The following is an 18346-nucleotide window of genomic DNA, read 5'->3' as shown; positions in this document are numbered from 1 at the left end:
CCGCCGTACCTCTGTGTGCGATCACGGGAGCCCGGCGAACGCTCTTGTGGGATAGGTCTCGTGGCTGACCCACCCGGGCGTAGGCCAATCTCGCCTACGAGCGGACGATGACGCGTCGGTTCGTGGCGACACCATCCGTGGAAGAGGTGACAGGGCGCTGGGCTGCCGCCTCCTCCGAAAAGTGGCACGCAGCCTTGGTTCCCCGCATCGTCGCCCGCAATTCCGGCTCTTGCTCATGGCAGCGTGCAGGCCGGCCAAGGTGCTCGCGGAGCCAGCATCGGGTGTGAAAGCAGCAGCCCGTGGGTGCTGCCTGAGGGCTTGGAACATCGCCGCTTAACACGATGCGCTTGCGCGCCCGTTCCAGCCGGGGATCCGGAACGGGCATCGCGGAAAGAAGACTCTGGGTATACGGATGCCCCGGCGTTTCATACATCGCCGAGACGGGTCCGATCTCGACGAGTTTGCCGAGATACATCACTCCGATCCTGTCACTCATATGCCGAAGTGAGCCAAGATCGTGAGAGATCAGCAGGTATGTAAGCCCGTATCGCTGCCTCAGATCGACAAGCAGGTTCAGGATCTGCGCACGGACCGACACATCGAGGGCCGACGTCGCCTCGTCGCAGACGATGAATTTCGGCCGCACCGCCAGGGCCCGTGCGATGCCGATGCGCTGCCGCTGTCCCCCGGAGAACTGGTGCGGATAATCGTCCATGCGGCGCGGATCGATGCCGACAATCTCCAGCGTCGCGGCAGCCTTCTCGCGGATCGTCCGCAGCGGCGCAGGCTCGTGTGTCTTCACCGGTTCCCCGACAATCTGGCCGACTGTCATCCGAGGGTCGAGACTGCTGTAGGGGTCCTGGAACACCATCTGCATGTGCCGACGCATAGTCCTGAGGCGTTCCGCTGGCAGATCGGTGATGCTCGTTCCATCGAAATGGATCTTGCCGGCGGCTGGCCGGTTCAACATCAGGATCGCCCGGCCGAAACTCGTCTTGCCGCATCCAGACTCGCCCACAAGGCCCAGACTTTCGCCCGGCATGATTTGCAGCGACACGTCGTTGACCGCGTTGAATGTCCGCGACCGTTCCGACAACAGTTTGCCGCGCGATCGGAACTGCACGACCAGATTGGTGACATCCAGCAAAGGCGAAGAGGGGGCCGGGCCCGTCACGACTGGACCTCCAGCCATCCCGAAGACTCCGTTCCGAGGCATCGCGCGAGGTGAGCGACCCCGTCGCGGTCACTCAGGTTCGGCATGCGGGCAATGCAGGCTGGGCGGGCATAGGAACAGCGAGGCGCAAACCGGCAGGCGCTGCCGAAATCCATTGGGTCCGGCGGACGTCCACCGATGAAGGGAAGAACATCAGTGGCCGCATGGTCGATGCGCGGAATGGAGTCGAGCAACCCCCATGTATAGGGCATGCTTGGCCGGTAGAAGAGGTCATCGACCGGCGCGGATTCGACGATCTGGCCAGCATACATCACATTGACGTGGTCACAGATGTTGGCTGCCACCCCGAGATCGTGGGTCACGATAATGACACCAGCGCCGGTCTCTTCGACTATGGACACAAGCAATTCGAGAATTTGCGCCTGGATGGTGACGTCAAGTGCCGTCGTTGGCTCGTCGGCAAGGATGAGTTTCGGCTCGCAGGCGATCGCCATGGCGATCATCGCGCGCTGGCGCATTCCTCCCGAGAATTGGTGCGGGTAGTCGTCGACGCGCTGCTTCGGGTCTGGAATTCCGACCCGGGCCAGCAGATCGATGGTACGCGTGGCCGCGGCTTTTCGGGAGAGGCCCATATGGCTCCGCAGGGATTCACTGATCTGTGAACCGATGGTCAGCAGCGGGTTGAGACTGCTCAGCGGGTTCTGAAAGATGAAGCCGATGCCGGGACCTCGCAACGCCTTGAGCTGTCGCGTGTTCATGCTCAGAACCGGCTCTCCGTCGAACGATAACTCATCGGCCGCGATGATGCCGATATCTTGCGGGATCAGCCGCGCAAGCGCCAGCATTGACATGCTCTTGCCGCTGCCGGACTCGCCCACAAGACCCAGGATCTGACCTCCGAACACGTCGAAACTGATGCGGTCAACTGCCGTGAGAACGCCTTCCTCCAGCCGGAAATAGACCGAGAGGTTTCTGACCTTCAGCAACGGAGCGGAGGAGGCTGTCGTCACGTGACGCTTTCCGGCGCGCGCGCGACAGCGGCATGTCCCATCCCCGCGTAGGCGTAGAGGAAACTGACGAAATGCGCTTCCAGCTCGGCCAGTCCGACCACCGGGCCTTGTCCTTCCAGTACGAAGAACTCGTCGCTGGTGGCGGCACGCGCGCCGTGACCCGGCGCCGCGCCTTGCAAAGACGGGATCCCAAGCGTCTTGCCGAAATGCGCCCAAGGACCGCCAAAGGCCTGCATGGCCCAGGGCAATGAGGGATGGCCCTTTTCTGCAAGCGTTTGGATGGCCGACTGGACGAGGGGTGATTCAATCGACGTCTGAAACCAGTCATAGGCGGCATGGGCCTCAATGGCCACGTCGGGAAATCCGGCGTTGTCGAGGTGGTCGCGGAGGATTTGAACGATCTCCGCAGCCGGCGTTTCGGACACGACGCGGAGATCGATGGTGGCGCGGGCCACATCCGGCAACAGGAAGGACTTGGTCCCGGGTCCGGTGTAGCCGGAACGAAGACTGCTGACATTCATCGATGGGCCATACATGTAGGTCTCGGCGAGATCCGCTCCCGAGAGATCATCGCGGAAGCGTCGGACCGGGCTCTGGGGCGACAGGCCAGGGATGACCCCGTTTGGATCGCGCTCTGCGAGCTTACCGCGCAAGCCTTCGACCATGGGGACTTCCCACGGCTCGATGGTCTTTGGCGACGACACCGCCGCAAGAAGCGCCGGGATTGCAATGGCTCCGGTCGCCGGATCGGTCATCGTCGCCATCGCCTGGATCAGGCGCCAGGCGACATTGTCCACGACAGCATTGGTAGCGCTATGCACGGCTCCACCCTGGGGGCCCCGCTCCCAAGCTGCCGTGCTGGCGACCAGATCGAAATAGATGAGCCCCTTATAGCCCAGCGTGAATCCGACAGCGCCGCTTGCATCCTGACCGGCACGCGGACCATAGAGGGCAGTCGCCTTCTGGAGGCGGTCCATGCGCGTCTCGGCAAGACGGCCATAGTTCGGACTGCCGAGAATTTCCGCGCCTTCGATGAGGAACATCAGGTTGACGGGCAGGGTGCCTTTGACAGCCAAAATTGCCTTCATCGCGTAGACAAAAGCGAGCAGCGGCCCCTTTGCGGCAGCGCCACGGCCCACGATGGTCTTGGGAAACCCGCCGAATGGCGCGATTGCGCCATCGAAGGCGCCATACGTCCAGGGTTCGGTCCCGACCGGGCGGACGTCGTAATGGCCGTAGATCAGCAGCGTCTCGGGTTGCCCGCAATCAATGCTCCCCCAGACACCGGGATAGCCGTCACCGAGATCGACGATCTCGGCGTCCTCGCAACCGGCAGCCTTGAGTTCCTCGGCGAACACCGCCGCGCAGGCGGCAAGATCGCGCTTGTCGAGACTGATGCTGGGTTGGCGGACGAAGCGCTGGATGCCCAAGATGTGCTCGTCGAGATGGGCATGGATGTGGGCCAGGATTTCTGCGTGTTCATTCATGATGCGTTTCTTCTTGGATGGGGAAGGGCATGCTGAAGATTGTTGCGGGATTTGTAACGAGGAGCAGTTCGAGCGCGGCATCGTCGACGCCACGGTCCTTGAGCAGGGGGACGAACTTGCGCAAGACGTGATCGTAGCCCTTGCCGCCGGAGATCCTGAGCTCGGAAATCCGCGTCCTGTCCGTCGACAGAAGAAGTCGATGGCCGTACCCGCGGTCAAGAAGGCCTGCAATGAGATCGGCACGGGTCGTGTCGAGAAGCCAGTGCTCTTTGCCGATGACATCGAACTGGACGTAGGCGCCGCGATCCATGAGGTTGGCAAGCTGACGCAGGTCCGCGTTCTCATCGCAATGCCCGATGATCACACGCCCGAGGTCGACGCCTTCAGCCTCGAACAGATCGAGGAACATCGTGCCTGCATTGCCGCCGTCGATCTGGAAGCGCGACGACGCCGATGTGTGGGTCGTAATGGCAGCGCCGGTCTGGAGGTGAGCCCGCGCGACCGCGCGCGTGCAACGCTCTTCCGCGCCCTCGATCCTCGCCCGGCTGACCGCGGCCTTGAGGAGCCCCGCCCGTGAAGGAGAACCGTCGGCACCGACCATCACCTCCGAGACCAAAAATGCGGCCAACGCTTCGACAGAACTGTCGCGCACGAATGCCGGCAGGCAATCTTCCACGTAGAACCCGGAGGTCGCCACCACATGAAGCCCCGTACGCCTCGAAATCTCAGACAAAACTTTCACGTCGCGGCCCCAGCCATGCACCGTGACCTCGACGATTGCCCGACCGCCTGCTTCATGAAAGTAGCCGGCTTCTTGAACGATCAGGTCGGTATCGAGCAGCACCATCTTCTCGACCTTGCGGGGAAAATCCGGTTCGCTGCAGAGGCGCTGGTCGCAGTAGAGATGCTCGTGGGCGGCCGTAACGCCGAGTTCCTCGGGCAGAATGTCGCCGAGAACGGTGCGGACGCGTCTCATTGTCGGGTTCCCTCCAGCATGTCCAGAATGTCCTGCGCCCACAGCACGCGAATGCCTCCTCCACCGATCCCCTGCATGGTGAGCCCGTGCCATTCCAGCGTTTCGCTGGCGCATGCGTCGTGCACCACGAGCACGTCGAAACTGCGGTCGGCGGCTTCGCGAGCAGCGAGTGCGATCGTCACGTTCGCCAGCATGCCTGCCAGAATGACGGTCTCAACTCCGCGCGCTTTCAGATGCGCCTCGAGATCTGATGTCGAGAACGGGCTGTAGACTCCGCGTGGAATGATCGTCTCACGATCTTGGGGGGCAGCTTCCGGCCGGATGTCGTCGCTGGCGCTCTCGGCGTTAGGCAAGGTGAGGCCACCCAGGCGAAACTGTCGCGAGACATTCCCGTCATCGGCCTTCACCACATGGACGATATCGATCGCGCGGGCGCGGCACGCGGCAAGAAGCTTGCTGACGTTCCTGATCGCCGCCTCCGCTTGCTGATAGTACTCGTCGAACTCCCCGGCGATCCCCCGTAGCCGGGCTTCGGCATCCTGTCCCTCACCGCGGGTTGTGGTGTGGTGCTGAATATCGATGAGCACAAGGGCCGTTCTGCCGGGTGAGAGGCGGGCGAGTGGCATGGCTCGCATCAGCATGTTGTAGGGTGTTCGCGATGGCACGGGAGCCTCCGGGCGGCAGGGACCAGGCTATTGGCGGGATTGGCGGGGATCGAGCGCGGCCGTCAGCGTTTCGCCGAACGAATAGATCACGAGGGTAGTCACGAGGATTGAAAGGCCTGGAAATGCTGTGATCCACCAGGCGATCTCGAGAGTCTCCCGCCCGTCTGCAACCATCAGGCCCCATTCGGCCGTCGGCGGCTTCGAGCCGAGCCCCAGAAACCCGAGTCCGGCCGCGTTGAGGATGGCGGTCGCGATGTTCAAGGTCGCATAGACAATCACGGAGTTGCGCAGGTTGGGGAAAACGTGGCGGAAAATGATGGTCCAGGATCGCACACCGGTTGCGCGGGCCGCTGTCACATAGTCGGATTCGCGGATCGACAGAGACAGGCTGCGTACAAGCCGGGCGTAGCCGGGCACGGACGCGATGCCGACCGCAAGAACGAGATTGAGCAGGTTAGGACCGAGCACGGCCACAATGACAATCGCCAGAAGCGTTCCGGGAAAGGCGAGCAGGACGTCAATAATGCGCATGGCGATGCTGTCGATGCGGCCGCCGAAATAGCCCGCCGCCATCCCGACCAGGACGCCGATCGTTGCGCCAATGGCTGCGGCCGAGCATCCGATCATCAGCGACAGCCGCCCGCCGTAGAGAACACGCGAGAAGATATCCCGCCCGAACGTGTCGGTCCCCATCAGGTGCGCGAATGACGGCGGTTCAAGGGCCGCAACAGGGTTGATCTGCGCTTCGCCGTAGGGCGCGATCACCCCGGCGAATGCCGCAAGCAGGACGATGATTATCAGGGCGATCGCGCTCGGGGACAACAGCAGGCGACGCCATACGGGCTTGCGTCGCCTGGGTCTCGTCGCTGGGATCGCGAGCACGGTCGTTGGCGTCCCATCCTGCATGTCAGCCATCATATCCTGGGGCTGGCTCATGCGTAACGGATCCTCGGGTCCAGCCACATATAGGCCAGATCGATGATGAGGTTGACGAACACATAGGTCGTCGCCAGGACCACGGCGAATCCCTGGACGATGGGATAATCGGATTGCAGAATGGCGTCGACGCCAAGACGCCCAATGCCAGGCCGGCTGAATACCGTCTCGACGATGACTGTGCCGGTCATCAGGTTTCCGAACTGCAATCCGATGACCGTCAGAACTGGCAGCAGCACGTTGGGAAGTGCGTGTTTCAGAAGGATCAGACGCCGGCTTAACCCCTTGCTGCGCGCCGTAACGATAAAATCTTCCTTCATGGTGGCCGCAAGATTGGATCGGGTCAGCCGCGCGATAATGGCGGCGCCGGGCAGGCCGAGCGTGAGGGCCGGCAAAAGGATGGCTTCCGGACGTCCGACGCCAAGCACAGGAAAGATGGGAAAGACGATGGCCAGGAAATAAATGAGCATGAGGCCGAGCCAGAAGGATGGCGCGGCAATGCCCAGCGTCGCCACCAGCAGCAGGAACTTGTCCACTAGCGAGCCTGGCATCAGCCCTGCGATGATCCCGAATGTCGTTCCCAGAACCACGGCGCACAGCAGACCGGCCAGGGCGAGCCTGATCGTATAGGGATACTGGGCGAGCAGGAGGTCGACCACCGGCTGATGGCTCCGGAACGAGATGCCAAGATCCCCGCTGAGTCCCTTGAATAAGAACGATGCGTATTGAACGTAGAGGGGACGATCCAGTCCCAATTCGCGCCTGAGATTGGCGATTGTCTGCTCTGTCGCGCTGGCCGATGGAGCTTGCCCGCTGCTCGTTTGAGTGATCATCACTTGGATCGGGTCGAGAGGCAGGACATGCAGCATGAAGAACACGGCGAAGGTCACGCCGAGGAGCACCGGAATGACTGCTCCTATCCGCCAGAGGGCGTATCGTGTCATGCTTCACATCCTGCCTGTCGAACGAGCCGAGGCCTACTTGGCGAGAGACATCACGTAGAAGAGCGGACGCCCTTCAAGATCGATCTTGATGTTCTTGACCGAAGGCTGCGCGAGCCAGAACCAGACGTCGTCATAGATCGGCGCCAGCCAGGCGTTCTTCATGACCTCCATCTGGACTTCTCCGTAGAGTTTCTTGCGAAGCGCCGTATCTGTCGAAGCGCCTGCTTCGGCAATTTTCTTATCGAGGGCAGGATCGGCAATCCGCGTGCGGTTGAACTGTCCGCCACCGGTGATCTGCCGGCTGCTGAACATGGTCGGGATGACCTGGTCAGGATCGAGCGCGGACCACCGCATCTGAGCCAGGTTGTACTGGCTGTCGGCAACCTTCGCCGCGAAGGCAGGATAGTTCGTGACGGACAATGTGACGTCGAAGCCGACCTGCTGGAGCATCGCCTGCGTCAGTTCGGAGATCGCCTTGTTGGGGCCGGAATCGAACATGATCATTTCGAGCTTGAGTTTCTCTCCGGCACGTTCCCGAATCGTCCCGCCGGCCGGCAGTTTCCAGCCCGCTTCGTCGAGCAGCGCAGCTGCCTTCTTCAGATCATAGGTCGAGGTGGACTTGACGGCCGGATCGTAGCCGAAGGTTGGCGCCGTCAGGGGGCCGAAAGCGGGCTTGGCCTGATTGAACATCACACTGCGCACCACCTGGTCTTTGTTGATAGTGGCGAGGATCGCTTGCCTGACTTTGAGATCGTCTGTCGGCGGTTTGGTGATGTTGATCGGGAAGCTCCAGGCAAATCCTGGCTGATCGATGCGGATGACCTGAAAACCGGCAGTTTCCATCGAGCCGAGCTGTGACAGAACGGGGAAATGGGTCAGGTTGACTTCGCCGCTACGCAGGGCGTTCATCCGTGTCGATGCCTCCGGCACCTCTTTCACGACGATGCCGTCGAGAAGCGCGGGGCCGGTCCTGCCCATCATGGCCGGCGCCCAGTTATAAGTCGGATTCCGCTTCAGGTGGAGGTCGTTGCCGACCCACTTATCGAACATGAAAGGGCCTGTCCCGACCGGATTCTGCCCGATCTGGGCGCCAAACTTCTGGATCGCTGCCGGCGATACGGGCGAGAGCGCGACGCCGCTGACATTGGCAAGGAACGCGCCCCACGGCTGCTTCAACTTGATCGAGACGGTGTAGTCGTCGATCACCTCCGCTGACTCGAAGGTTCCGATGGCGCCCGTCATGAGAGATTTTGTGGCCGGGTCGGCAATCCGCTCGAATGTCGCCTTGACGGCTTTCGCGGTGAAGGGTGTGCCGTCGTGGAACGTCACGTCCTTGCGGAGCTGGAACGTGTAGACGAGACCGTCAGGCGAAATTGTCCAGGCCGTCGCCAAGCCGGGCTCGTACTGCCCGGGTGCCGAGGACCAAATCAGCGGATCGTAGATCTGGCGCATCACAGCGACGTCGCTGTTGCCGGACCACACGTTTGGATCCAGGCTTTGCGAACGCAGAATGAATGCCCAGTTGAGCGTGCCGCCCTGTGTCAGCGGAGGCGTCTGCGCAACAGCCCCCTGTGAAGCGGCGAGGGAAAGCAGGCTCGCCGATATGGCGATCCGGGCGGCGGAGAGGCATCGGGCGTGAATCATTCTCATCGACAAATTCCCCAGATACGTTTCAGGATTCGGCAGGATGCGGCTTTGCAGATTGTGCTTCGGGTAGAACGGCGAGTGTCTCGTCCAACGTCCGCGCGTTGATGATGCCGCGCTCCGCGTCGAGGAACTGAGTCTCCACGGCGGCTGCCGCCACGCAGGCATCGGTGACCAGCCATGTTCCGTAGCCGCGGTCGCCAGCGCTCCGCATTGACGACTCGATCGTGCCGTCGAGGGAGGCGCCGGCCAGGATCAGGTTTTCGATGCCCAGATTGGCCAGGATGGCGTCTAGACCGGTGCCATTGAAGATGCTGCTGCCGGGCTTGTTCAAAACCGCCTCGCCCGGGCGCGGCGCGACTTGCGGCATAAACTCCGCCTCGACGCTGTCGACGGTCGTTCGCACGCCCTGCTGACGGCGCTTGCGCGACAGATCGCGTCCATCGGCAAGATAACCTGCCGTGCGCACGTGGATGACCGGGTAGCCGTTCCGGCGGCAGGCGGCGAGCAGGTTTTCCAAGCGGGGAAGGGCCTTCTCCACGCGCTCAAAATAGCCGGAATAATCCACTGGTCCAGCGGTCAAACCGCGCGGCTCATGGCGCGGGTCACATGTCAGGCGTTGGCAATCCACGAGAACCAAAGCTGCCGTCTCCTTGCGGATGGTCAGGGGAACGGCAGGTCCGAAAATCGTGGCATAAGGGCCGATGGTCTCCCCCGACTGCAGATTGGGGAGGTAGGGATCAGACAACATATAGGCGCGTACGCGCTCCAGGCCGCTTCGCGCTGCCGGATCTACATCGGGGAGGTGGCGCAGGGCAGCCTCGATCTCTGCCGCGGTCATCGCTGCGGTCGCCTGAGCGTCGAGTGCAGCCAGAGAAGCCTCATTCCCCTGTCTGGTCGTGTCGGCGCACGCATCCGGGACGAGAACGACGTTGTAGCCCAGATCAGTCGCGTCATAGACCGCACTCTGAATGCAGCCCCCGGTTGCCGTGCCGACGAAGACCAAGGTGTCGATGCCGATGTTTCGAAGAATGCGGTCGAGATTGGTCGACGCGAAAACTCCGGAGGATGATTTGTTGATGACGATCTCGTTCGGCTCGGGCTCGAGATGCGGAAGAAACTCCGCCTCCTTGCTATCGACCGGCACTACGAGCCCGCGCACCAGTTGCTTCAACCCGACGTCACGGGAATCCTGTGTGAGCTCCGACACCCGCAGGTGGATGACCTCCATGGATTTCTGCCGGAAAAGCGCCAGGAGACGCGCAATGGCCGGCGTGATGGAGTCGATCTGCTCGAAATACTCCTCAAAGAGGTGCGAGACGCCGAGCGTCCTGGCTGTCAGTCCCTCGCCCCAGTCGCGGTGCGCATCGAAGAACTGCATGTCGACGACGACCAGCGCGATTGAAGCCGAACCGCGCGCGGCTTCGAGTCCGAAAAGATGGGAGGGAGTCGCGATCATTTCGGCCTCCATGGTTCGCGTCGAACGCAGATGCGCGGTCCGGCGACGAGTGTTGTCAGAGTATCGAAATGACGCAGGAGAATGCAAACGAATGCACGTCGCATGTTGAATTTATATTGGGCAATTACTGCACAATGATTTCGCTATACTTTGTATCAGAGAAATCAATCAGGATAAAAATTTCAAAATAATGGCGGGGGCCGTCGGCCGATAGAGAGCTTCGCCTGATCTCAGAGAGCAGTTTCGCTTATGGGCAACGCTTGATTGGCCGAAGACCCCTGAAGACCTGACGTCCGGTAGCAGTCGATCAGAAGCGGGCGCAGGTGTCGGGCAATCTCCCGGGCTGCCCTCGACAGGGGCCGCTCCGTTGCTGAGGACAGAACGACTCGATGGCTCATCTCCGGCTGAGGCAGCCGGCAAATCCGGAAACGTCCGGCTCGCACGCCGTCGATGATCGACAATTCTGGCAGGAGACCGTAGCCGAAACACTCGGTGACGAGTCGCATCATGGTCGGGTGTGAATTCAGCTCGATGACCGATTGAGGTCCTACGCCACGATGTTGCATCGCACTTTCGACGAAGCCGCGCACCGTCGTCGGTAGGATCAGCGGGAAGCTCGCCAACGCTTCGAGATGCAAAAGGCGAGCCGGAAGGGCCGTGTCCGAATGCGGGCCGATGAGAACGAGTTCCTCGACTGCGAGCCGCTCGTGCAGAAGCAGCTTCGTGGACGAGGGCTCATAGAGCACGGCCAGATCGAGAGAGCCCTCGATCAGTTGATCCTCCAGGTGGACGCTGCGGCCCTCCACGAGCCGAAGATCGATCTGAGGAAAGAACTCGCGCACCTCGCGCAGGACTCGTGGTCCAAAGGCGACGCAGAGGGGCGCCGGCATACCGAGGTCGACCTTGCCGCTGATCGCATCGCCCCTGTCTCGGGTTTCGTGGGCAGCCCGTTCGATATGAGCCAGAATGGATTGGGCATGGCCGAAGAGCACCTCACCAGGTTCGGTGGGCACAACGCCACTCGAATGGCGCACAAGCAGGAGAACGCCGAGTTCTTCCTCGAGTTTCCGGATCTGTTGGCTGAGGGCCGGCTGGGCAAGCCCGAGGCTGAGCGCAGCCTTGCCGAAGCTCTTCGCCTCGACGATTTTCGTGAAGTAGCGAAGCTGGCGCAGTTCCAAGTTTGGTGATGCCGCTTTGAGTCCGGGAATTCGGAATACGACCGACAATGCCTCAAACATGCGAGTTCCTCAAGCATGCCAGCATCGGGGATCCTTGGAGAGCGGCTAGTGTCGCAACGCCGCCGTGGCTGGCTGGCGGTAGGCGAGGGCTGCCGGAATTGCAGCCAAAAGTCCCGCAGCGGCGACCAATGCCAGCACGCGGCTGGCGTCGCTGCCCTCAAACGCCACTGGCAACGTCACGCCGTTTCCTTTGCTGATCTCGGCAGAGATGAGCCGCGCGGCAAGATACGCGAGGCCGAGCCCCGCCGTGATACCCGCTGCCACGAGGGCGAAAATTTCGCCCCAGACGATTCCGAAAATGGCGATCCGAGGCGCACCGAGCGCCCTCAGAGCGCCGATCTGGCGCCGCCGCTGACTGACGTGGCCAATAGCAATCAGGGCGATGGCAGCGCCCACAAGCGCCTGCGCACCGGTCACGACGAGTGCCAGGACCGTTCTGGCATCACCCAGGGTGCCGTAGAGATTGGTGAGGACCTCGCCGGGAAACACCGCCAGAGCCGAGTCCGTCCGGTAGGCAGCTCTTAGCCTGTAGGCGTCCGCGATGGTCTTGGGTTTGACCACGATGGCCGGCAGACCGGGCAGATCCGCCGCCCAGCCTCCGCTCTGGTGGATTTGGCGGGACGGCTCGTCTCCGTCGTGAGAGTCAGGCTCCTCGCCCTCGTGCTCCTGATGCCGGCCGGCATGGAGCCCGTGCACGGCCCAGACTCCCTCGATGGGCACGAGGATCGCGCGGTCCCATGGCGTGTTGGAAGGGGCCATTCGGCCGACGACCCTGTAGGCGGCCTCCTTGTGGACCGACCCGCTCTGGTCCGGGCGGCCATGCATCGGATGGATGATGTCACCAACCCTGAGATCCGTCCCCGCGCCTGCGACCGCCTCATGTGTCTGTGCGAAGAGTCTTCCCTCGGCAAGAGGACGGTGTCCGGCATCCGTCGCCAGGTCCGAGGAGGTGCCGACAATAGGATAAGTCCCGAAGAAATCGCCAAATCCGACCGGCGCTGCGAAGGCGACCCGGGGATCCGCGGCGAGCCTTGCAAGCACGTCGCCCTTCATCAAGGGAAGCGGCGAGGGTTGGAGGAAGACAGTGGAGAGCACCAACTGCGTTTCACTGCCCGGCGCTCCAACGATGAGATCGAAGCTGTCGGCCGCACGCGCGCTGCCGAGGCGCAAGGCGCGCTCCTGAAGCGTGACCGCCATGCCGAGAGCGGTGGCCAGCGCAACGAGGACCAGGACGACAGCGGCGCCTAGCCAAAGACGCCTCAGGTCGGCAAGGATCAGCCGCATCATGAGGAGGAACTTTCATCGGGGTGGATCCGGCCGCGAATGAGATGGATCCGCCGATCCAGCCGGTTGACGATGCGATCGTCGTGACTCACGACGATCAAGGTCGTGCCATCCTCCCGGCTCAGGGTATCCAGCAGGTCGGCGACGACGGCGCCGCTCGCCGCATCGAGACTGGCCGAAGGCTCGTCCGCCACGAGAATCCCCGGCCGTCGCAAAACGGCGCGCGCCACCGCGACACGCTGCATCTCCCCCCGCGACAGGGTCGCGATGGGCTGATCACGGCCACCAAGGCCCACGCGATCGAGAAGCGACGCGGCCCGGGCTTTCAGTGCGTTGTCGGCATCGAGGCGCAGACGGGCTGGGAGCAGCACGTTATCTATTGCGCTCAGTCCGGCAAAGAGGTGAAAGTCCTGCATGATGAGACCGACATTCTGGTAGCGCCATCTGTCGCGCGCGCCCTCGGACAGCCGCGCGATATCCGTGCCCTGCCAGACGATGCTGCCGCGTGTAGCGCGATCGAGTCCTGTCAGGATGTTGACGAGTGTGCTTTTGCCGGATCCCGACGGCCCCGTCACAGCGACCCGCTCTCCGGCGGTGATCGAGAGATCGGATAGAAAAAGCGCGGGCTCTGCAAGACCCGGATAGGAGACGCTCACGTCCGACAAGGCAAGTGACAGCATTGTCGTCAAGCCAGGGCAAAGCTGGCATTGCGCAGGCGCAGCAAGCTGACGAATCCGGTTTGGGGGTCTGTCCAGGACCCGACCTCGAGGGTGCCCGTCGCGGTGATGACCGCATTGGATTGCACGAAGGTCTGCTTCTGGCCGAGATAGACCACAACGATATTGTCGGGCCAATCGGAGTCGGAGGAGCAGAACGGGCAGAGCGCCATCGGAATTTCGGTGAGCACGAAGAAATCGGACTCGGCCTTGAGGGGAGGGGCCATGAATCCCCTCATGGTCACTGCGGCTCCGTTGAGTGCCTTTGTCTTCGCGGAAAACTCCAGTCCCAGCACGCCGATCTTGCCATAGAGATCATCGAAATCAAGCGGGGCTGCCGCTGCCTTGGCCGACGTGATCCCGCTCAGAACGGCCGTCCCCACGGCCATGCGCAGAAGCTGACGTCGCGTCGGTCGCACGTGTAAGGAATCGATCAAGGGGGAACTCCGCAATAGGATCGCGCAGGCGGCCAAAGCCGCCTGCGCGATCAGTTTCAGTGACGCGATCAGCTCTTCGGGCCGCCAAGCGCGAGGGCGTCTGCGAGGATGCGGTAGACGTCGCTCTCTTCCATGTACCCGTGGAACAATTCAGAGCCCGGACCGGTCGCCTGGAGAACCACATCATCGACGGCGTGGACGCCGCTATCGGCGTCGCGGGGGATGTTTCCGGTGCGCAACACGGCGCCCGGCACGTTCTTGTAGGCCTCGTTTGCCACGTAGTCCTTCTTCTCGTTCTGGATGGCCGGAACGAAGGGGCCGTCCATTTTCGGCCGGAAAGTCTCGTAGTAGTCGGGGTAGTTGTTGGCGAACATGGCCAGACGACGGGTGACGTCGATGGTGTCGGGATAGCCGTCACCATTGGCATCGGCGTAGTTGGGGAAGCCGGCCTCAGCATAAGTGCCAACCTTCTGGCGCATGTCGGTTCCAGGCTTGTCGTCATCGATGGTGCCGATGATGGAAAGGCCATGGGTATGGTCGCCGGTGACAATGATCAGCGTCTCGGGATTGCTCTTGGCGAAATCGCGCGCGACACCGACCGCCTTGTCGAACTCGATGGTCTCGACGATCGCCCTGTCCCAATCCAGGGGATGGGACATCTTGTCGATCGAAGCACCTTCCACCATCAGAAAGAACCCGTCCTTGTTCTTCGACAGAGCCTCAAGGGCGGTCTTCGTCATGTCCACGAGCCCCGGCTGATTGGGGAAGGCGGAAACGGTGCCCTTTTTCAGGAACTCGCGATCGAGCAGCGTATCCATGTTGCCGGTGTGAAACAGGCCGAGCACTTTGCCGGAATTCGATTTGGCCGCGTTTGCCAGTTCTGTCTTGTCGGTTGCGAGCTGGTAGCCCTCCTGCTTGAACATCTCCACGAAGTTCTGATCATCCTTGCGCTTCGAGCCCGGTGTGGACTTGGGAAGGAAATAAGCTGACCCACCTCCCAGGACGACTTCCGGTTTGACCTTGAACATCATCTCGGCGATTTCAGCTTTGTCAGCACGACGGCGCGTGTGGGCGACAACGGCCGCAGGCGTTGCATCCTGCAGTTCCGATGTCGATACGATACCGATCGCCTTGCCGCCTGTCCGGCGAAGCGCCTCCGCGATCGTCTCGACCCGGGGGTCGTCGAAGCTATCCTTGGTGCGGTCAGCATAGACTCCGATAGCGTTGATGGCGGTCTTGTGACCCGTCATGTAGGCGGACATGGAGTTGGCGCTGTCGACGGCAATCGAATCCGTCGACGATGTGCCGATGAATGCCATGCGGTCCAAGTCATCCATGTTGAGACGCCCATTGGCCTTTCCTTCAGTCACGCCCTTCGACATGATCCGAGCGCCCGTGCGGTGCGCCACCGAGAGGCCGTCGCCGAGAAGAAAGATGACGTTCTTGACCTTGGGCGTCGCCGAGGTTCCGAAGACGTCCCATGCGACACTCTTGTTGCCGGCCACAACCTTGTAGGCGCCCGGCTTCGACAGCGCCACATTGCGCACGATCAGCGCCGATCCTTGCGCTCCGTCCTCTTTCTCGACGAAAGTCGCGTCCTTCCCGAACACCGTCTTGTAATCCTCGCCATTCACGAGGACTTTCACGTCGTCCTTCTTGACCACACCGTCGAACTCGATCTTGAAATCGAATGGTGAGCCGGCAAGGATGGTGGCGCGATCAAGGGGATAGATCGTGTCGGCGAATGCGGTCCCCGACAGGAGCGCGGTCGACAGGAGGACGAGAAGACTTTTGCGCATGGTTTGGCTCCGAGACCACGACATCCTGCCGTGCTCTATTCTGGCATATCCGGTGGCCTGCCTCCGATGAGGGCAGATGCTGTCCTCCTAGAGCCGATGCATGACGGCTGTGCGACACGGATGCGCGAGAGGCCTTGCGCCGCGCCCGCATTGTCACCCGGTTGATACCGACCCGTCATGGTGGTGACATCCGCCGGCGCGAGAAGGCGAACACTCGCTTCGAGTCTGGAAAAATACCTCATGCTCACACGCACCCTGACGCTCGTCCCTCTCATGCTCGCCTTCGCCACGCCGTGTCTGGCGCAGCAGCCATTTCCGTCCGTGCTTGCCGGCCACGCGGTTCTTCCGGCCGAGAGTTTTGTTCCGGCGCCGGCGGACGCGCCGGAGGATCTGCAGGTCTCCGGCAAGTTCACGACGGGCAAGCGCGTCGATGCGTTAGGAACCGTCGAGGGATTGTCGGGCGATCGTCCCACGGGCATCAAGCTGCCGTTCCGCGGTCAGCCGCTGCAAGGCCATTCCGGCATTAAGGCCATGAAGGATGGAACCTATTGGGTGCTCACTGATAACGGCTTTGGCTCGAAGGTGACGTCGCCGGATTCGATGCTCTATCTCAATCACCATCGCGTCAATTTCGACACCGGCACCGTCGAGCGTCTCGAGACGGTGTTTCTGAGCGACCCCGACAAGAAAGTGCCGTTTCGCATTGCCAATGAGGGGACAAAGACGCGCTACCTCACTGGTTCCGATTTCGACACCGAGAGCTTTCAGATCATTGGCGACAGTTTCTGGATCGCGGACGAATTCGGTCCGTTTCTGATCCGGGCCAATCGCTCCGGCAAGGTCGAGGCGGTGTTTGAGACCCTCGTGGACGGCAAGCCGGTCCGCTCGGCGGACCACCCGGCTGTCACGACCCCCGGCGCACCCGGCGGTCCGGTAAGCTTCAACGTCCGACGGTCCAAGGGTTTTGAAGGCATGGCTGCGTCGCCCGATGGAAAATTCCTCTACGCCTTGCTCGAAGGCGCTCTGTGGGATGGTGAGAAAAAGGATCTCGAGAAAACGCCGGACGGCAAGGAATACCTGCGCATCCTCGAATTCGATATCGCGTCTGAAAAATGGACAGGCCGGCACTGGAAGTATGTTCTTGAGCAGAACGGACAGGCCATCGGCGACTTCAATATGGTCGATGGCACCACTGGCCTCATCATCGAACGGGACAATGGAGAAGGAACGGCCGACAAAGCCTGTCCGGAAGGACAGAAGCGCACGGATTGTTTCAGTGACATTGCCAAGTTCAAGCGTGTCTACAAGGTTGAACTGTCCGACCAGACGGTGAATGGGCCCGTTCGCAAGATCGGCTATATCGACCTCATGCAGATCGCTGACCCCAATCGGAAGGCGCGCAAGCCGCTCACCGGAAATGCTTTGGCCTTCCCGTTCTTCACCATCGAGAATGTGGATGTGGTGGACAGCCGCCATATTGTGGTGGGCAACGATAACAACCTGCCGTTCTCTTCCAGCCGCGAGCCCAACAAGCAGGACGATAACGAGTTCGTTCTCCTCGAGGTCACAGACTTTCTGAATGCCCGATAACGGTTGATCCTCGTCAGCCAGAGAGGGGCTCTTTCGGGGGCCCCTTTTTTGCGTGGGAATCTCTCTCTCGTCAGCCCAGGCGCGGCCGGTAGCCGATGGCCGCCCCCACGAATGCCGTCACAGCCTGAACATAGTGCTCGGGCGTTACACCGCGCCTGCGATACTTGCCGCGCTTGACATACCAGTCCTGCAACAGCGGCTTGATGAGTGATGCTGTCAGCGCAATGTCGCCGATGATGAAAAGGCCGCTCGCCGTCCCATCGGCCAGCGCGCTTGCAATCAGGGTTTCGGTTTCCAGCTCGGCCGCCGTCGCCTTGTCGCGGGCGGCTTTGGGAAAGGCCTTCGCCTCCATATACGAGAAGGCAAACCAGGGCTGCATGGTCTCGGTGAGATAGACATGGGTTTCGAGCAGCCATCGCAAGCGCGCCACGGGGTCGTCCGCAATGGAAGGGGGCGTCGTGCCGAGTGTCATTGCGACAGCGGACGACACCTCCCCGAGGATCATGAGCAGGAGAGTCTCCTTGCTGTCGAAATATGTATAAAGCGCCCCCATGCTCAGCCCCGAACCCTGCGCGAGGTCACGCAGGCTCATGGAGTGGAACCCCTTGCGGTTCGCCAGTGTCAGTGTGGTCTCCACGATGCGCATCAGTTTCGTCACCGCCACATGCGGCTTTTGCGTCCGTATCGTTTTTCGGTGCCGCTCCAGCATGCGGGTGCAGATGGCCTCTAGCGAGAAATCGAACTCCGCCTGAAATGCCTTCAGTCCGCGGGTGGAAGGCGGACGGACGCCGTCAGCGTGCCGCGGCCGTTCGACGACAATCGAACGGCCCTTCAGATCTGTCTCTGAACCACTGGGTGCCATAGGTTTCTGCTTGTAAGGTCCTAACAGCCTGAAGACAATCGCAACTTGTCGATTGCGGAGGCATCAAAACCCGTTTAAAAAACGAACGCTCGCTCGAAAAATGAAAAATCGACACTCGGGCAAGG

The 18346-nt window shown here is 61.6% G+C and carries 16 protein-coding genes; 1 reads left to right on the top strand and 15 read right to left on the bottom strand.

Features of this window, described 5'->3' with window-relative positions; all coding sequences use genetic code 11:
- Nucleotides 1-94 precede the first annotated feature (94 nt).
- The 14 genes from J4G32_RS01690 to J4G32_RS01625 form a co-directional block, all read right to left on the bottom strand.
- Nucleotides 95-1192 (bottom strand): ABC transporter ATP-binding protein, encoded by a 1098-nt coding sequence (locus J4G32_RS01690; protein ID WP_210483450.1) that lies wholly within the window; start codon nucleotides 1190-1192, stop codon nucleotides 95-97.
- Complete coding sequence (locus J4G32_RS01685; RefSeq protein ID WP_343232566.1) at nucleotides 1171-2184, bottom strand: ABC transporter ATP-binding protein; 1014 nt, start codon at nucleotides 2182-2184, stop codon at nucleotides 1171-1173. The genes J4G32_RS01690 and J4G32_RS01685 overlap by 22 nt, the downstream gene beginning before the upstream one ends.
- Nucleotides 2181-3671, bottom strand: coding sequence for a M20/M25/M40 family metallo-hydrolase (locus tag J4G32_RS01680; protein WP_210483448.1), 1491 nt, complete (start codon nucleotides 3669-3671; stop codon nucleotides 2181-2183). Before J4G32_RS01680 ends, J4G32_RS01685 begins: the two co-directional genes overlap by 4 nt.
- On the bottom strand, nucleotides 3664-4647 hold the full coding sequence (locus J4G32_RS01675; protein WP_210483446.1) for a phosphotriesterase family protein: 984 nt from the start codon (nucleotides 4645-4647) through the stop codon (nucleotides 3664-3666). Before J4G32_RS01675 ends, J4G32_RS01680 begins: the two co-directional genes overlap by 8 nt.
- Nucleotides 4644-5312 (bottom strand): cysteine hydrolase family protein, encoded by a 669-nt coding sequence (locus tag J4G32_RS01670; protein ID WP_210483444.1) that lies wholly within the window; start codon nucleotides 5310-5312, stop codon nucleotides 4644-4646. Before J4G32_RS01670 ends, J4G32_RS01675 begins: the two co-directional genes overlap by 4 nt.
- A 27-nt stretch (nucleotides 5313-5339) precedes the next feature.
- Nucleotides 5340-6248 (bottom strand): ABC transporter permease, encoded by a 909-nt coding sequence (locus J4G32_RS01665; protein ID WP_210483442.1) that lies wholly within the window; start codon nucleotides 6246-6248, stop codon nucleotides 5340-5342.
- Nucleotides 6245-7192, bottom strand: coding sequence for an ABC transporter permease (locus tag J4G32_RS01660; RefSeq protein ID WP_210483439.1), 948 nt, complete (start codon nucleotides 7190-7192; stop codon nucleotides 6245-6247). The genes J4G32_RS01665 and J4G32_RS01660 overlap by 4 nt, the downstream gene beginning before the upstream one ends.
- 33 nt (nucleotides 7193-7225) lie before the next feature.
- Complete coding sequence (locus tag J4G32_RS01655; protein ID WP_210483437.1) at nucleotides 7226-8842, bottom strand: ABC transporter substrate-binding protein; 1617 nt, start codon at nucleotides 8840-8842, stop codon at nucleotides 7226-7228.
- 22 nt (nucleotides 8843-8864) lie between these two features.
- A complete protein-coding gene (locus tag J4G32_RS01650) occupies nucleotides 8865-10295 on the bottom strand; it encodes a cysteine hydrolase family protein (RefSeq protein WP_210483435.1) in 1431 nt (476 codons plus the stop codon).
- 230 nt (nucleotides 10296-10525) lie between these two features.
- Entirely contained in the window at nucleotides 10526-11533 is a 1008-nt protein-coding gene (locus J4G32_RS01645) for a LysR family transcriptional regulator (protein ID WP_210483433.1), read from the bottom strand.
- A gap of 45 nt (nucleotides 11534-11578) precedes the next feature.
- Nucleotides 11579-12820, bottom strand: a complete 1242-nt coding sequence (locus J4G32_RS01640; RefSeq protein ID WP_210483431.1) for an FtsX-like permease family protein — start codon at nucleotides 12818-12820, stop codon at nucleotides 11579-11581.
- Entirely contained in the window at nucleotides 12817-13497 is a 681-nt protein-coding gene (locus J4G32_RS01635; RefSeq protein ID WP_210483429.1) for an ABC transporter ATP-binding protein, read from the bottom strand. Before J4G32_RS01635 ends, J4G32_RS01640 begins: the two co-directional genes overlap by 4 nt.
- 5 nt (nucleotides 13498-13502) lie before the next feature.
- On the bottom strand, nucleotides 13503-13922 hold the full coding sequence (locus tag J4G32_RS01630; RefSeq protein ID WP_210485455.1) for a hypothetical protein: 420 nt from the start codon (nucleotides 13920-13922) through the stop codon (nucleotides 13503-13505).
- Nucleotides 13923-14038: 116 nt separating this feature from the next.
- A complete protein-coding gene (locus J4G32_RS01625) occupies nucleotides 14039-15769 on the bottom strand; it encodes an alkaline phosphatase (RefSeq protein ID WP_210483427.1) in 1731 nt (576 codons plus the stop codon).
- Between the two features lie 273 nt (nucleotides 15770-16042).
- On the opposite strand from J4G32_RS01625, the gene J4G32_RS01620 reads away from it, so the two are divergent.
- Nucleotides 16043-17359 carry an esterase-like activity of phytase family protein gene (locus J4G32_RS01620; RefSeq protein WP_246504822.1) on the top strand — a complete coding sequence of 439 codons (1317 nt, stop codon included), beginning with the start codon at nucleotides 16043-16045 and terminating at the stop codon, nucleotides 17357-17359.
- 70 nt (nucleotides 17360-17429) lie between these two features.
- Here the strand turns inward: J4G32_RS01620 and J4G32_RS01615 are convergent, their stop codons facing one another.
- On the bottom strand, nucleotides 17430-18221 hold the full coding sequence (locus J4G32_RS01615; protein WP_210483423.1) for a TetR/AcrR family transcriptional regulator: 792 nt from the start codon (nucleotides 18219-18221) through the stop codon (nucleotides 17430-17432).
- Between the last annotated feature and the right edge of the window lie 125 nt (nucleotides 18222-18346).

Origin of the sequence: Microvirga antarctica, assembly GCF_017921815.1 — a bacterium.
GTDB classification, from domain to species: domain Bacteria; phylum Pseudomonadota; class Alphaproteobacteria; order Rhizobiales; family Beijerinckiaceae; genus Microvirga; species Microvirga antarctica.
This window is presented reverse-complemented; position numbering and strand designations above follow the sequence as displayed.

Coding starts and splice junctions, on each gene's coding strand:
- J4G32_RS01690 (WP_210483450.1), bottom strand. CDS start 1,192: ATGGCTGGAGGTCCAGTCGTGACGGGCCCGGCCCCCTCTTCGCCTTTG.
- J4G32_RS01680 (WP_210483448.1), bottom strand. CDS start 3,671: ATGAATGAACACGCAGAAATCCTGGCCCACATCCATGCCCATCTCGAC.
- J4G32_RS01675 (WP_210483446.1), bottom strand. CDS start 4,647: ATGAGACGCGTCCGCACCGTTCTCGGCGACATTCTGCCCGAGGAACTC.
- J4G32_RS01665 (WP_210483442.1), bottom strand. CDS start 6,248: ATGAGCCAGCCCCAGGATATGATGGCTGACATGCAGGATGGGACGCCA.
- J4G32_RS01660 (WP_210483439.1), bottom strand. CDS start 7,192: ATGACACGATACGCCCTCTGGCGGATAGGAGCAGTCATTCCGGTGCTC.
- J4G32_RS01655 (WP_210483437.1), bottom strand. CDS start 8,842: ATGAGAATGATTCACGCCCGATGCCTCTCCGCCGCCCGGATCGCCATA.
- J4G32_RS01650 (WP_210483435.1), bottom strand. CDS start 10,295: ATGATCGCGACTCCCTCCCATCTTTTCGGACTCGAAGCCGCGCGCGGT.
- J4G32_RS01645 (WP_210483433.1), bottom strand. CDS start 11,533: ATGTTTGAGGCATTGTCGGTCGTATTCCGAATTCCCGGACTCAAAGCG.
- J4G32_RS01640 (WP_210483431.1), bottom strand. CDS start 12,820: ATGATGCGGCTGATCCTTGCCGACCTGAGGCGTCTTTGGCTAGGCGCC.
- J4G32_RS01635 (WP_210483429.1), bottom strand. CDS start 13,497: ATGCTGTCACTTGCCTTGTCGGACGTGAGCGTCTCCTATCCGGGTCTT.
- J4G32_RS01630 (WP_210485455.1), bottom strand. CDS start 13,922: ATGGCCGTGGGGACGGCCGTTCTGAGCGGGATCACGTCGGCCAAGGCA.
- J4G32_RS01625 (WP_210483427.1), bottom strand. CDS start 15,769: ATGCGCAAAAGTCTTCTCGTCCTCCTGTCGACCGCGCTCCTGTCGGGG.
- J4G32_RS01620 (WP_246504822.1), top strand. CDS start 16,043: ATGCTCGCCTTCGCCACGCCGTGTCTGGCGCAGCAGCCATTTCCGTCC.
- J4G32_RS01615 (WP_210483423.1), bottom strand. CDS start 18,221: ATGGCACCCAGTGGTTCAGAGACAGATCTGAAGGGCCGTTCGATTGTC.